General features: G+C 56.4%; 13 protein-coding genes. 12 read left to right on the forward strand and 1 reads right to left on the reverse strand.

The window, feature by feature from the left end; genetic code table 11:
• Positions 1 to 10: 10 nt before the first annotated feature.
• From topA to ACR0B7_RS03740, 3 genes are all read left to right on the forward strand, one after another.
• The gene (gene topA / locus ACR0B7_RS03730) at positions 11 to 2,650 is read left to right on the forward strand and encodes a type I DNA topoisomerase (RefSeq protein WP_170484558.1); all 2,640 of its coding nucleotides are present in this window, start codon (positions 11 to 13) and stop codon (positions 2,648 to 2,650) included.
• A 92-nt stretch (positions 2,651 to 2,742) separates the two neighbouring features.
• On the forward strand, positions 2,743 to 3,447 hold the full coding sequence (locus ACR0B7_RS03735) for a CoA transferase subunit A (protein ID WP_170386337.1): 705 nt from the start codon (positions 2,743 to 2,745) through the stop codon (positions 3,445 to 3,447).
• Positions 3,447 to 4,073 (forward strand): CoA transferase subunit B, encoded by a 627-nt coding sequence (locus ACR0B7_RS03740; protein WP_170484556.1) that lies wholly within the window; start codon positions 3,447 to 3,449, stop codon positions 4,071 to 4,073. Before ACR0B7_RS03735 ends, ACR0B7_RS03740 begins: the two co-directional genes overlap by 1 nt.
• Positions 4,074 to 4,113: 40 nt before the next feature.
• Here the strand turns inward: ACR0B7_RS03740 and ACR0B7_RS03745 are convergent, their stop codons facing one another.
• Positions 4,114 to 4,974 carry a lytic transglycosylase domain-containing protein gene (locus ACR0B7_RS03745; RefSeq protein WP_170386331.1) on the reverse strand — a complete coding sequence of 287 codons (861 nt, stop codon included), beginning with the start codon at positions 4,972 to 4,974 and terminating at the stop codon, positions 4,114 to 4,116.
• A gap of 354 nt (positions 4,975 to 5,328) precedes the next feature.
• Between ACR0B7_RS03745 and ACR0B7_RS03750 the strand changes: the two genes are divergently transcribed.
• From ACR0B7_RS03750 to ACR0B7_RS03790, 9 genes are all read left to right on the forward strand, one after another.
• Positions 5,329 to 5,535 carry a hypothetical protein gene (locus ACR0B7_RS03750; RefSeq protein ID WP_170484554.1) on the forward strand — a complete coding sequence of 69 codons (207 nt, stop codon included), beginning with the start codon at positions 5,329 to 5,331 and terminating at the stop codon, positions 5,533 to 5,535.
• Positions 5,536 to 5,615: 80 nt separating this feature from the next.
• Positions 5,616 to 5,825, forward strand: a complete 210-nt coding sequence (locus ACR0B7_RS03755; RefSeq protein ID WP_170484552.1) for a hypothetical protein — start codon at positions 5,616 to 5,618, stop codon at positions 5,823 to 5,825.
• 156 nt (positions 5,826 to 5,981) lie between these two features.
• Complete coding sequence (gene cpaB, locus ACR0B7_RS03760) at positions 5,982 to 6,857, forward strand: Flp pilus assembly protein CpaB (protein ID WP_170484550.1); 876 nt, start codon at positions 5,982 to 5,984, stop codon at positions 6,855 to 6,857.
• Positions 6,858 to 7,048: 191 nt separating this feature from the next.
• Entirely contained in the window at positions 7,049 to 8,455 is a 1,407-nt protein-coding gene (locus ACR0B7_RS03765; protein WP_170484548.1) for a type II and III secretion system protein family protein, read from the forward strand.
• A 17-nt stretch (positions 8,456 to 8,472) separates the two neighbouring features.
• Positions 8,473 to 9,096 (forward strand): OmpA family protein, encoded by a 624-nt coding sequence (locus ACR0B7_RS03770; protein ID WP_170484546.1) that lies wholly within the window; start codon positions 8,473 to 8,475, stop codon positions 9,094 to 9,096.
• A gap of 197 nt (positions 9,097 to 9,293) precedes the next feature.
• A complete protein-coding gene (locus ACR0B7_RS03775; RefSeq protein ID WP_170484544.1) occupies positions 9,294 to 10,529 on the forward strand; it encodes an AAA family ATPase in 1,236 nt (411 codons plus the stop codon).
• A gap of 25 nt (positions 10,530 to 10,554) precedes the next feature.
• Entirely contained in the window at positions 10,555 to 12,000 is a 1,446-nt protein-coding gene (locus ACR0B7_RS03780) for a TadA family conjugal transfer-associated ATPase (protein ID WP_170484542.1), read from the forward strand.
• A 12-nt stretch (positions 12,001 to 12,012) separates the two neighbouring features.
• A complete protein-coding gene (locus tag ACR0B7_RS03785) occupies positions 12,013 to 12,981 on the forward strand; it encodes a type II secretion system F family protein (RefSeq protein ID WP_170484540.1) in 969 nt (322 codons plus the stop codon).
• 10 nt (positions 12,982 to 12,991) lie between these two features.
• Positions 12,992 to 13,984, forward strand: a complete 993-nt coding sequence (locus ACR0B7_RS03790) for a type II secretion system F family protein (protein WP_170484538.1) — start codon at positions 12,992 to 12,994, stop codon at positions 13,982 to 13,984.

Genomic DNA, 13,984 nt, shown 5'->3' on the forward strand with positions numbered 1-13,984 from the left:
TTTCCCCTAAATGCCTGTAGTTGTTGTAGAATCCCCTGCCAAGGCCAAGACAATCAATAAATACCTTGGCCCCGACTACACGGTTCTGGCGTCATATGGCCATGTCCGCGACCTGCCGCCAAAGGATGGATCGGTCGATCCCGAGCACGAATTTTCAATGAAGTGGGAGGTCGGCAACGACAGCCGCAAGCACGTCAAAGCGATCGCGGACGCGTTGAAGGAAGACAACGCCCTGATCCTCGCCACTGACCCCGATCGCGAGGGCGAGGCGATCAGTTGGCACCTTCAGGAGGCGCTGACCAAACGGCGCTCGATCAAGAAGGATACGCCGGTCAGCCGCGTGACCTTCAACGCGATCACCAAGGATGCCGTGACCGAGGCCATGCAGAACCCGCGTCAGGTCGACATGCCTCTGGTCGAGGCATATCTGGCCCGCCGCGCGCTGGACTATCTGGTGGGGTTCAACCTGTCGCCTGTGCTTTGGCGCAAACTGCCCGGCGCGAAATCCGCTGGTCGTGTGCAGTCGGTCTGTCTGCGCCTGATCGTCGAGCGCGAGATGGAGATCGAGGCGTTCAAACCGGTTGAATACTGGTCGGTGAAGGCATTGTTTGAAACCCCGCGCGGTCGGACCTACGAGGCGCGACTGGTCACGTTGGCCGGGAACAAGCTGGACAGGCATGATCTGAAAAACGCGACCCAAGCGGAACTGGCGGTTCAGGCGATCACGAGCCGTGCGCTGAGTGTGACCTCGGTCGAGGCAAAACCCGCCGCGCGCAATCCGTCGGCTCCGTTCATGACCTCGACCTTGCAGCAGGAAGCCAGCCGCAAGTTTGGCATGGGCGCTCGTCACGCGATGCAGGTTGCGCAACGGTTGTATGAAGCCGGCTACATTACCTATATGCGGACCGACGGCATTGACATGGCGCCCGAGGCCGTGGCCGCTGCTCGTGACGTGATCGCCGACCGCTATGGCGCAGAATACGTGCCGGACAGCCCGCGCATCTATAAAAACAAGGCCAAGAACGCGCAGGAAGCGCACGAGTGTATCCGCCCCACAGATATGGCGCGCGATGCAAGCGACTTGAAAGTCACGGATGAGGATCAGCGCAAGCTCTACGATCTGATCTGGAAGCGTACCATTGCCTGTCAGATGGCGGCTGCGCGGCTGGAGCGTACCACCGTTGAGATCGGCAGCGATGACGGCCAGGTCGGTCTGCGCGCCACCGGCCAAGTGGTCATGTTCGACGGGTTCATGCGCGTCTACGAGGAAGGTCGCGACGACGTGACCGACGAGGACGAAAAACGCCTGCCGCAAATCATGCAGGGTGATCCCGCTCGTTTTGCTAAGACCTCTCTGCGTGATCAATTCACCAAAGCGACCAGCGACAATGGCGACAAGGTCGCGAAAGAGGCCGTCCTTTCGGAAAACGAGTCCGTGCTGGCGTTGCAGCACCACACGCAGCCGCCACCCCGCTATACCGAGGCGACACTGGTCAAGCGGATGGAGGAGTTGGGGATCGGACGCCCGTCCACTTATGCCTCGATCGTGACCACGATTCAGGACCGCGAATATGTGCGTAAGGACAAAAACCGCCTGATCCCCGAGGAAAAAGGCCGGATCGTCACGATCTTTTTGCTGAACTTCTTCCGACAGTATGTGGGCTACGAGTTCACCGCCAATCTGGAAGGCGAGTTGGACGATGTCAGCGCGGGCGAGCGTGACTACAAAGACTTGCTGGGCAAGTTCTGGCACGATTTCTCAGCCGCGATTGGTGAGACATCGGAACTGCGAATTTCCGAAGTGCTGGACAAGCTGAACGAGGCTCTGGCCCCGCAATTGTACCCCCCGCGTGAGGATGGCTCTGACCCGCGTGTCTGCCCGAAGTGCGGCGTAGGGCAGCTGCATCTGAAAACCTCGCGCACTGGTGGGTTTGTGGGCTGCGGCAATTACCCCGAATGCACCTATACCCGCCCCATCGCGGGCGAAGGGGCCGAAGGCGACGAACGTCTGCTGGGTGAGGATGCGGGCGATGAGATCTGGCTGAAATCAGGCCGGTTCGGTCCCTATGTGCAGCGCGGCGAGCCGACGCCCGAGAATAAGAAGCCCCCGCGCGCGTCTCTGCCGCGTGGGTGGAGCAAGGATGACATGGATCTGGACAAGGCGCTGACCCTGCTGTCTCTGCCCCGTCAGATCGGAGAACACCCCGAGGGCGGCATGATCAGCTCGAACTTTGGTCGGTTCGGGCCTTACCTGATGCACCAACTGCCGGACGAAGCGAAACCGGTCTATGCCAACCTCAAGGACCCGAATGACGTGTTCGAGATCGGCATGAACCGCGCGGTCGAGATGTTGGCCGAAAAACGCGCCAATCCGGGGCGCGGACGTCGGGCGGCGGCAAAACCGCTCAAGGAACTGGGTGACCACCCCGATGGTGGCGCAATGCAGGTTCTGGACGGGCGCTATGGGCCATATGTGAAGTGGGAAAAGGTCAATGCAACCATTCCCAAGGACATCAAGCCCGAGGACGTGACGCAGGAAATGGCCATCGAACTGGTCAACGAACGCGCCGCTAAGAAAGGCACCAAAAAGAAAGCCGCGCCAAAGAAGAAGGCAGCGGCAAAAAAGACGACCAAAAAGGCGGCCACATAGGTAGAAATACCACCACCCCCTTGGATTCGTTGACTTCCCCGTGACGTGGCGGCACAACCTGCCCATCACCATGTCATTGGGGGAGTTTCTTCATGAAAAAAGTCTATGCCAATGCCACCGAAGCGCTTGATGGCGTGTTGTCGGACGGCATGCTGATTGCAGCGGGCGGGTTTGGTCTGTGCGGCATTCCCGAGCTGCTGCTCGAAGCGATCAAGGAATCCGGCGCTCAGGACCTGACATTTGCCTCGAATAATGCAGGCGTTGATGATTTCGGCATCGGCATCTTGCTGCAAACCAAGCAGGTCAAGAAGATGATCAGCTCTTACGTCGGCGAAAACGCGGAATTCATGCGTCAGTACCTGGCCGGAGAGCTGGAACTGGAGTTCAACCCGCAAGGCACTCTGGCCGAGCGGATGCGCGCCGGTGGTGCTGGTATCCCCGGCTTCTATACCAAGACAGGTGTGGGCACCGTGATCGCCGAAGGGAAGGAACACAAAGACTTCAACGGCGAGACCTACATCATGGAGGAAGGCATCTTCGCCGACCTCGCCATCGTCAAGGCATGGAAGGCCGACGATACCGGCAACCTGATCTTCCGCAAAACCGCGCGCAACTTTAACGTCCCCGCCGCGACTTGCGGCAAGGTCTGTGTGGCCGAAGTTGAGGAAATCGTTCCCCGTGGCTCGCTGGACCCCGACAGCATCCACCTGCCCGGCATCTATGTGCACCGTATCATTCAGGGCACCCACGAAAAGCGCATCGAACAGCGCACCACGCGCAAGAAGGAGGACGCATAATGCCCTGGGACCGTAATCAGATGGCCGCCCGCGCTGCGCAAGAGCTGGAAGACGGCATGTATGTAAACCTCGGCATCGGCATTCCGACGCTGGTGGCAAACTATGTCGGTGACAAGGACATCACGCTGCAATCCGAAAACGGCATGCTGGGCATGGGCCCCTTCCCGTTCGAGGGCGAGGAAGACCCCGACCTGATCAACGCGGGCAAGCAGACGATCACCGAACTGTCCCGCACGTCTTACTTCGACAGCGCGACCTCGTTCGCCATGATCCGGGGCGGCAAGATCGCCGCCGCCGTTCTGGGCGCGATGGAGGTCGATGAAGAAGGCGATCTGGCCAACTGGATGATCCCCGGCGTGCTGGTCAAAGGCATGGGCGGTGCGATGGACCTTGTGGCTGGCGTTGGCCGCGTGATCGTGGTGATGGATCACACCAACAAACACGGCAAGTCCAAGCTGCTGAAAAAGTGCACCCTGCCGCTGACCGGCAAGAAGGTGGTGAATCGGATTATCACCAATCTGGGCGTTCTGGACGTCGCGGAAGGCGGCCTGAAGATTGTCGAGATCGCTGAGGGCGTCACAGAAGACGAAATTCGGAGCGCAACCGAAGCCACCATCGTCAACTGATAGGCATCAAGGGAAAGGCCCACCAGAACGGTGGGCCTTTTTAGTTCTGCGTCTGGAACACGCACCCGTCCGAGATCAGCTGAGGCGGCGTGGAACACAAAGCCCGGGCTATTTGAAACGCGGCCAGCACCTTGGGAACGTAGTTGCGCGTCTCGGAATAAGGTGGAACACCACCGTGTTTCCGCACAGCCCCTTCGCCCGCGTTGTATCCGGCAAGAACGAGGATGGGATCATTCCCGAACTCCTCCATCAGCCAATTCAGGTATTTTACTCCGCCAGATATGTTTTGGCCCGGGTGGAAGCTGTCTTTCACGCCAAATCGCTTGGCCGTCGCAGGCATCAACTGCATCAGCCCCTGCGCGCCAGCGGAACTAACCGCATCCGAACGGCCCGCTGATTCCACTGAAATCACAGCCAGCACCAAAGCCGGCGAAACATTCGTGCCCACTGTAGAGCGAAGAATCTCAATCCCCTGTTGCTGCGCAATGTTCTGAAGTGTCTGCAATCGTGGCGAGGCAACATTGATCGCAGCCAGTGCATTTATCGCGTCATCCAGACGCCCGGCACCAGATCGGGCCAAGTCGGGCGAGATCTTTTCCCAGAACGCCTTGTAGGAGCCGGTGGGCTTTGCTGCCCCTCCCGGCAGGCTGGGGGGCGCGACGCGGGTTCGCGCGATAATCTCGGGAACTGCTATTTCTGTCCCGGTGCTTGGGGCAGAAGGAGCAGTGGCATGTTCTTCGGGCGAGATTTGAACCGTGATCTTGGGTCGCGTTCCCGGCTTTGGCGCTTTGACTCTCTTGTAAACGCCTCTTGGTTCTGCGGATTGCGCAGCAACGGGTGCAGGGCCGAAAAACAACGCAGCCACGACACCGACGCAGAGTATTGCGTCCCTAAGATTCATTTTGCCCGCCTCATGCTTTTATATTTTTGTTGATTTGAACCCCAGAACCGCTCGCAAAACCAGAAAAACCACAGGAAATGGGGCATTTTCGCCTCATTTGGCGCAATTTTGCATCGGGCAAATGGGTCGCCTCAACTAATTTTGAATTTTTTTCCATTTTATTTCAGGTAGTTAAAAGAAAAATTACCGGAAAGTTAATCTTCGGCGTAAAAAAAATGGTTTTGGCCCAATTCCTGCCACGCACGGCAGTCAAACATAATGCCATACCGAGACGGTCGGGAGCGGACTGAGAGACGAAGCTCTGAAATACGCCGCGGTTTAATTTACTTTTTGATCCTTTAGGAGGGACGTAACATGATCAAGTTCATCAAGAACTTCCGCAAAGACGAAGACGGCGCTGTAACGGTTGACTGGGTTGTTCTGACCGCAGCCGTAGTTGGCCTGGCAGCCGTTGCATACACTCAGGTTGGTAACGGTACCAACGAACTGGCAAACACTGTTGAGACTTCGCTGAGCAGCGTGACTGTTGCTACTCCGCAGACCGCAATTACTCCGAAGTAATTTAGCGTCTCGCAATTTTCTGAGGGGGCCGCACTCTTATGAGTTGTGGCCCTTTCTTTTTCGCAAAGTGGTGAAACGAAATGTCCAGCACGAATTGGTTTAAAAATTTCGCGGCGTGTGAATATGGCGCGGTCACTATTGACTGGGTAATGCTCACTGCTGGTCTGGTAGGGTTCGGAACCCTAGTGTTTGTGAATTTCTCAGCCGGGATTCAACACGTGGACACCCAAACCGGAAACGCATTGTCCGAGATAGAAGTTCAGGAGATCGTGTTTGACTACGGCGGCTAGTGCTGAAGTTCGAAAAGCGAGAAACAAAATACACGGACGGGGAAAAAAATTTAAGATTGTCCCCCTTTTCGACACAATTGACTTTTAATCAGTAGCTAGGCGACGTCGTATTCCCTACGGCGATCCAATAGAAAACTTGAATGCGAGGGAACGCGCATGCGTGCAGTATTTGGACTTGTCTTAATATTCGGGTTGGCTTTGGCCGGAGGTGCCGTTTACATGGCGCGTGACTACATATCCCAATATCAGGCCCAACTCGCGGCAGAGCGTTTGGCCGCGCAGGAAGCGTTGGCAAATGTCAGCACGGTTGCGACCGTTGGCGTAATTGTTTCCAACCGTTCGCTGAAATACGGTGAACGTCTGGCGCAGGATGACGTGCGCATCGTGCAATGGCCCGAGGATGCAATTCCTGAAGGCACCTATCTGGCAATGGCGGAATTGTTTCCAGAAGACGGAAAGGGTGACCGTTTTGTCCTGAGAACCATGGAAAAAGACGAGGCGTTGATGGACGTCAAGGTCACCAAGCCCGGCGAGTCCGCCGGCCTGACGTCACGCATTGAAAAAGGAAAGCGCGCATTTGCAATCAGCGTCGACGTCGCGTCGGGTGTATCAGGGTTCCTGCGTCCCGGTGACAATGTCGATGTTTACTGGACTGGATCTCTGAGCGGTGCGATCGCCGGAAACAGTGGTGAAATCACGCGCCTGATTCAAACAAACATCGAACTGATCGCGGTAGACCAAAAGGCAGGTTCGGACCTGACAGGCGCAACAATCGCCCGCACCGTGACCGTTGCCGCGACGCCGGAACAGATCGCGGCCCTGGCTCAGGCCCAAAACACCGGTCGCCTGTCGCTGGCCCTGGTCGGAGTTCAGGATGAAACGGTGGCAAGCGCGGTTGAAGTAGACCAGAGAAAACTGTTGGGCATCAAAGAATCGGCGCCAGCGCAGGTTAAGGTGGAAGAAGAAGTTTGCACCGTGAACACACGGCGTGGAGCTGAGATCGTAAAAACCGTGATTCCCTGCACAAACTGACGTTTTATCAGAGATTTACATGCACGAGCCGCGCAGATCGCGCGGCTCGTGTCGTTTTGGATGTTGCGCATTATCCACATAAGGAAAATTCCAGAAACCATTGATTATTGCAATAAATTCTCAAGTCGCGCAGTGTTAACAGGCATAAGGCACTAGACCTATAACGAGGCGTGATCGGAGAGGCAGGTCACATGAAAATACATTCCTGGATCAGCGCGACCCTTCTCGGGTTGGCGCTAGTAATGAGTTCTGTCGGCGACGCCGCCTGGGCTCAGAATTTGCGCGTGGTTAAGAAGGGTACGGCTGAAACGCTTGATGTCCCGATGAACCGCGCGATTGTCGTAGAGAGTGAGGAACCGTTCGCCGAACTCAGCATTGCCAACGCAGGTATTGCTGATATTTCGTCGCTGTCGGACCGCACTATTTATGTTTTGGGTAAAGCTCCCGGCTTGACCACTCTTACGCTGTTTGACGCGGCTGGCAACTTGCTCGCCAACGTTCGCGTGCGCGTTTCTCCGGATGTTTCGGAGTTTAAAGAGCGGTTGCGGCAGATTTTGCCAAGCGAAGTAATCGAAGTACGCACGGCGAATGACGGAATCGTGCTGTCAGGTACTGTTTCCAGCTCGGCAAAACTGGCCCGTGCTCTGGAACTGGCAGAACGTTACGCGCCTGAGCGTGTTTCAAACCTGATGTCGGTTGGCGGCGTTCAGCAGGTCATGCTGAAAGTTCGCTTTGCCGAGATGAGCCGTTCGATCGCGAAAAGCCTGACTGCATCGCTGGGCTTCGGCGGCAGTGATGTAACGGGTGGTTTCAACACTCTGAACAACGCCGCCTCGCTGGCTAACGCGTTGAACAACAACATTCCCATTCAGCAGACGAACACAGGTGCCATCCTGTTTGGCTTTGGCGCAGGTTCGACCCAAGTTCGCTTGCTGCTCGAAGCGCTTGAGGCCAAAGGGCTGGCGCGCAGTCTTGCGGAACCCAACCTGTCTGCCCTGTCCGGGCAAGAAGCTGAGTTCCTGGCTGGTGGCGAAGTTCCAATTCCGGTTCCGGCCGATGACGGTAACATCGCAATCGAGTATCGGGCATTTGGTGTTCAGGTCATCTTTACGCCGCGTGTCGTGGACGGAGATCTGATCAACCTTGAAATGGGTACATCTGTTTCGGCTATCGACGGTAACTCGGACTTTACGATTGCGGGCAACAACGTCCCTTCGTTCATCGCTCGTAGGACCAAGACAACGGTCGAACTGCGTGACGGCGAAAGCTTTGCCATCGCGGGTCTGATTCAAGACGACTTCGCGGACCTGAACAATCAGGTGCCATGGTTGGGTGACGTCCCCGTACTCGGCGCACTGTTCCGCAGTGCCGAATATCAGCGTCAGCAGACCGAACTGGTCGTCATCGTCACAGCACATCTGGTGTCGCCGACTCGTGGCGAAGCGCTTGCACTGCCAACTGATCGGGTCAAGCCGCCTAGCGAATTCGACCTGTTCATCAACGGCCGGACCGCAAGAACCGAACGTGTGGGTTCCGGTGGTGCGTCTGAAGTCGCCAAGCAAGACTTCGGTAGCTCATACGGCTACGTGCTGGAATGATTAGGAGGATAGGACCAATGCAGAAGTGGATCATCACACTGGGTCTTTCGGTCGCTGTCGCCGCATGTACGCGTGAGGCCGGATACGAAGTTGACCAAGGCGCGTTCGGGAACGCGACCCTGAACAATTCGCAAGTCATGACTGGCGAATTGACATATGCCCAGATCCTGGGCCGCAGGTTCGCAGCCGAAGTACCAACGCAGATCAACTTTGCCTTTGACAGTGCGCAGTTGGATGCAGGTGCACAGCGCGTCCTGCTGAGACAGGCCGACTGGATCAAACAGTTCCCCGAAGCGCGTTTCCGCGTTTACGGCCACACGGATGCCGTTGGATCTCAGGCTTATAACCAAAGCCTGGGCCAGCGTCGCGCTGACGCCGCGGTTGCCTTCCTGACACGTCAGGGAATCTCGCGGTCACGCCTGGAAGCTGTTGTTTCGTTTGGTAAAACTCGACCACTGATCAACACACCTGACCGAGATCGCCGTAACCGTCGTACGGTTACAGAGGTTTCGGGCTTTGTGGATCGCGCGCCTCAGCTGCTGGATGGCAAGTACGCAGAAGTCATCTATCGCGAGTATGTCGAGAGCGCGACCAACCTGAGCTACATCACCGATGTAGACGCGACAGACATCGCTGAATAATCTTTTGAATTGGGCGACATCGTCGCCCAATTCCCAACAATTGGTTCTTTTGCGCCTAATTCTTGCCTAAGTTCCAAGCCACATTTTCAACAATTGGGTGAACTGCGACCGGATAAGGTCGCAACAGGGCAACAGCAAGCCTGACCGGACCGACTCGGTTCGCAAGGTTGGCTGCCCTCTCGACGAGGATTGTGTTAATGACAAGCGCCGCAACGCAAGATGACAACACCGCCATTCTGGCCTGCACGATCAGCCGTGATGTCCAGAACTTCGATCTGTTGATCGAAGACATGGAAGCCGCTCTGGGCGAGCGTTGGGGCGATCTGGGTTTTGCCGAGGCGTTGGCGTTTTTTGGCCAACCCGAAGCTGACAATCTGGAATTCGTCGCGCTGGCCATCGATGGCGAGGACGAAGACAACCTCACTTTGATGAGCGAGATCATCACACAGGCCAAGGAAAAACTGATCAAGGTTGTTCTGATTGCCGAAGATGTCACGCCGGCCTCTTTGCATAAGCTTTTGCGGAAGGGCGCGGATGAGTTTGTCCCCTACCCTCTACCCGAAGGTGAATTGCAGGAAGCGATCGCACGGATGAACAAGCCGGACCCTGTCGTTGTCGCGCAGGAAGCCGCCGTGTCGCTTGCCACCGGCGAATCGAAAGAAGGGGCATTGTTCGTGGTCCACGGCCTGGCCGGTGGCGTCGGATCAACCACGATGGCGGTTAACCTGGCATGGGAGCTGGCCACCATATCGGAGAAAGAGGCGCCCTCTGTCTGTTTGATCGACCTGGATCTGCAATATGGCACCGTTTCGACTTATCTGGACATGCCGCGCCACGAAACCGTCTTTGAAATGCTGTCAGACACAGCGTCGATGGACGACGACGTATTCTCGCAAGCCCTTCAGACGTATGAAGACAAGCTGCAGGTTCTGACGGCTCCTTCCGACATGGTTCCACTGGACCTGATCACACCCGAAGACATTCAGCGCGTAATTGAAACGGCGCGCAAACACTTCGACTACGTGGTGGTCGACATGCCGACGACCGTCGTTCAGTGGTCGGAAACCGTTTTGCAAGCGGCGCACGTGTATTTTGCGCTGATCGAATTGGACATGCGGTCGGCCCAGAACGCTCTGCGCTTGAAGCGCGCTCTGCAAGCCGAGGAGTTGCCGTTCAACAAGCTGCGCTTCGCGCTGAACCGTGCGCCTAAGTTCACAGACCTAAACGGAAAAAGCCGGGTCAAGCGCATGGGCGAGAGCCTTGGAATCTCTATCGACCTGCTGTTGCCGGATGGTGGAAAACCCGTAATGCAAAGTGGCGACCACGGTCTGCCGCTGGCCAACTCTGCCGCCAAGAACCCGCTGCGTCGTGAAATTGCGAAGCTTGCGAAATCGCTACACAGCCTGGGCAGCAGCAACGCCGAGGCCGCGTAACATAGTCCCAAAAGGGGGAGCAGTCGTGTTTTCAAGATACAAAAAACAGCCCGAAGCGCAGCCGGTTCAAACAGCCGAAAAAGCGCCCGCCGCAGCACCCGCACCGGTTGCTGACACGGCATCTGCGGCCAATGCCGTCATCCGTCGGCCTTTGAAAAAGAAGGCTGCTGAACCTGCCGCCTCCGATCGGGAACGTAAACGCAAAGAGCGGCTCGGTGAAATCAAGATTGAACTGCACCGCGAGCTTCTGGAAAACCTGAACCTTGCGGCCTTGGAAAGCGCGGGCGAGGCAGAGCTACGCGCGGAAATCAGCGCGATCGCCAGCGAGGTTCTGGAAACCAAGAACATCGTTCTGAACCGCGAGGACAGATCGCAGCTTAACAAGGAACTGTACGACGAAGTCACAGGCCTCGGCCCCTTGGAGACATTGCTGCAGGACGATACGGTAAACGATATCCTGGTGAACGGACCTCAGCAGATATTTGTTGAACGCTCGGGCAAGCTGGAAATCAGCGACATCACATTCAAAGATGAAAAGCACCTGATGCGGATTATCGACAAGATCGTGTCCGCTGTGGGCCGTCGTGTTGATGAATCCAACCCGTATGTTGACGCTCGTCTGGCAGACGGTTCGCGTTTCAACGCAATGGTTCCTCCGATTGCCGTCGATGGCTCTCTGGTTTCCATTCGTAAGTTCAAAAAGGACAAGCTGGGGATTGACGATCTTGTCAATTTCGGCGCGTTCACAGAAGAAATGGCCGCCTATTTGCAGGCTGCTGTTTCAACCAGGCTGAATGTCATCGTCTCAGGCGGTACAGGTTCCGGTAAAACGACGACGCTGAACGCCCTGTCCAGCTTTATCGACGACGCCGAGCGCATCCTGACCATCGAGGATACGGCGGAACTTCAGCTGCAGCAGACCCATGTGGGCCGGATGGAAAGCCGCCCGCCGAACGTGGAAGGTAAAGGCGAGGTCAGCCCTCGTGATTGTCTGAAAAACGCTCTGCGTATGCGCCCCGACCGCATCATCGTGGGCGAGACACGTGGTGCCGAAGTGATCGACATGCTGCAGGCCATGAACACCGGCCACGACGGGTCGATGACCACGATCCACGCGAACTCGGCGCGGGACGGTATCTCGCGACTTGAAAACATGATCGCGATGGCCGGTATCGAAATGCCGATCAAAGCCGTTCGCAGTCAGATTTCATCCGCTGTGAACCTGATCGTCCAGGCAAGCCGTCTGCAGGACGGTTCGCGCCGGATGACCTCGATCACCGAAATAACCGGCATGGAAGGTGACGTCATCTCCATGCAGGAAATCTTTAAATTTCAACGTGTTGGATTGACTCCAGACAACAAGATCATCGGCCACTTCACCGCAACAGGCGTCCGTAGCCACTATTCGGAACGCTTCCGTTTGTGGGGTTTTGATCTGCCCCCGTCCATCTATGAACCCACGACGATGTAAGGAGACCCTGATATGCAACTGCCTGTAGAGGCTCTTATCTATGTCGTTATCTTCGTCGCCGTACTGGCGCTGGTCGAAGGTATCTACCTTGTGGCTTTTGGCAAGTCCATCAGCCTGAACAGCCGGGTCAACCGTCGTCTCGACATGCTGGACAAAGGCGTTGGGCGGGAACAGGTTCTTGAGCAGCTGCGTAAGGAAATGCAGCAGCACATGAAAACTCAGAGCATCCCGCTCTACTCGTTGTTGGCTGACAAAGCTCAGAAAGCCGCGATTGCGTTCTCGCCTCATCAGTTGATCATGGTGATGGTGCTTGTGTCTGCTTTCGCATTTGTGGGGCTAAGCATCGGCACCGCGACAGAGACGTATCTGCGTGTGGCTATCTCAATCGCCATTGGCGTCGGGGGTGTTTACGCCTGGATAAACCACAAGGCTTCCAAGCGCATGGCGCTGCTTGAAGAACAACTGCCTGATGCGGTGGAACTGATGGTGCGGTCCCTGCGCGTTGGCAATCCTTTTGTTTCGACGATCCAGATTGTCGCCAACGAAGTCCAAGATCCTCTGGCCACTGAGTTCGGCGTTATTGCTGACGAATGTGCCTACGGGCGCGACGTTGGTGAGGCGCTGAAGGATCTGGCCGAGCGTCTGGATATGCAAGACTTGCGCTTCTTGTCGGTCGCCGTGGGTATCCAGCAGCAATCCGGCGGGAACCTTGCCGAGATTCTGGCAGGTCTGGCTCAGGTGATCCGCGCTCGTTTCCGACTGTTCCGTCGCGTCAAGGCAATCACCGCCGAAGCGAAATGGTCAGGCAAATTCCTTTCGGGTTTTCCCGTGTTTTGCCTGCTTTTCATCCTGGTCAAGGATCCGGGGTACTATGACGAAGTTCTGGATCATCCGTGGTTCATTCCGGGGTGCTTCTTTGTTGGCATCATGCTGACGCTGAACCTGATCGTCATGCGCATTCTCACCAACATCAAGGTCTGAGGTAAGCATCATGGAATTCCTGACCCAAATCAACGACCTGCTGAAAGACAACCTGGGTGAATTCGGCCCATTGATCGTCGTCGGCGTGCTGGGGGTCTTTATGATCCTGGTTGCGGTGCCGCTGATGATCAATCAGCCAGAGGATCCTCTGAAAAAACTGCAGCGCTCGAACGCAGCTCCGAAAAAGAGCAAGAAGGAGAAACGCGACAAGCTGCGCACCGCCAGCCGCAACGAGCAGCTTGAAAAATTTGCCACTTTCCTTGAGCCGCAAAACCAAGAGGAGCTTTCGGCCATGCAGCTCAAGCTGCGCCAGGCCGGGTATCACTCAAAAGATGCAGTGCGGTTTTTCCACTTTGCGCAATTCGCACTGGGAATCGTCGGCATCCTGATCGGCGTCATGCTGGTCACCGTTTTCGCCGGAGATCAGGAGTTCACTTCATCGCAGATGGCGACTCGCGTCATTATTCCAGCTGCAGCGGCCTACTATCTGCCGCGATACTGGGTTACCCGGCGGGTTGCCGAACGAGAAGAAGCGATTATCGCCGGGTTCCCGGATACTCTGGACTTGATGTTGGTCTGTGTTGAGGCAGGGCAATCACTGGATCAGGCTATTGTTCGGGTCGCAGCAGAAATGAAAGCCTCGTACCCAGACATCGCGCAGGAATTCGAGGTTGTTGCGTATGAACTCAAGGCTGGTAAGGACAAGGATACGGTTCTCCGTGACTTTGGAACCCGCTGCGGCGCACAGGATGTCAATTCGTTCGTGACCGTGATGATCCAGTCTGCAACATTCGGGACGTCCATCGCCGAAGCTCTGCGGGTTTATGCCAGCGAAATGCGAGATAAACGCGTGATGCGCGCTGAGGAAGCCGCTAACAAGTTGCCAACGAAAATGACACTTGCCACAATGATGCTGACGGTGCCGCCGTTGCTGGTCATTCTGGTCGGACCTTCGGCAAAAGGCATCGCCGATTTCGCAGGTGGCAACGCAGGGGGCGTATAA

The sequence above is a fragment of the Ruegeria sp. BB6 genome (assembly GCF_056539385.1).

What these genes read in the sequence shown, in the direction of transcription:
- topA (WP_170484558.1), top strand. Translation starts at nt 11, where the DNA reads ATGCCTGTAGTTGTTGTAGAATCCCCTGCCAAGGCCAAGACAATCAAT.
- ACR0B7_RS03735 (WP_170386337.1), top strand. Translation starts at nt 2,743, where the DNA reads ATGAAAAAAGTCTATGCCAATGCCACCGAAGCGCTTGATGGCGTGTTG.
- ACR0B7_RS03740 (WP_170484556.1), top strand. Translation starts at nt 3,447, where the DNA reads ATGCCCTGGGACCGTAATCAGATGGCCGCCCGCGCTGCGCAAGAGCTG.
- ACR0B7_RS03745 (WP_170386331.1), bottom strand. Translation starts at nt 4,974, where the DNA reads ATGAATCTTAGGGACGCAATACTCTGCGTCGGTGTCGTGGCTGCGTTG.
- ACR0B7_RS03750 (WP_170484554.1), top strand. Translation starts at nt 5,329, where the DNA reads ATGATCAAGTTCATCAAGAACTTCCGCAAAGACGAAGACGGCGCTGTA.
- ACR0B7_RS03755 (WP_170484552.1), top strand. Translation starts at nt 5,616, where the DNA reads ATGTCCAGCACGAATTGGTTTAAAAATTTCGCGGCGTGTGAATATGGC.
- cpaB (WP_170484550.1), top strand. Translation starts at nt 5,982, where the DNA reads ATGCGTGCAGTATTTGGACTTGTCTTAATATTCGGGTTGGCTTTGGCC.
- ACR0B7_RS03765 (WP_170484548.1), top strand. Translation starts at nt 7,049, where the DNA reads ATGAAAATACATTCCTGGATCAGCGCGACCCTTCTCGGGTTGGCGCTA.
- ACR0B7_RS03770 (WP_170484546.1), top strand. Translation starts at nt 8,473, where the DNA reads ATGCAGAAGTGGATCATCACACTGGGTCTTTCGGTCGCTGTCGCCGCA.
- ACR0B7_RS03775 (WP_170484544.1), top strand. Translation starts at nt 9,294, where the DNA reads ATGACAAGCGCCGCAACGCAAGATGACAACACCGCCATTCTGGCCTGC.
- ACR0B7_RS03785 (WP_170484540.1), top strand. Translation starts at nt 12,013, where the DNA reads ATGCAACTGCCTGTAGAGGCTCTTATCTATGTCGTTATCTTCGTCGCC.
- ACR0B7_RS03790 (WP_170484538.1), top strand. Translation starts at nt 12,992, where the DNA reads ATGGAATTCCTGACCCAAATCAACGACCTGCTGAAAGACAACCTGGGT.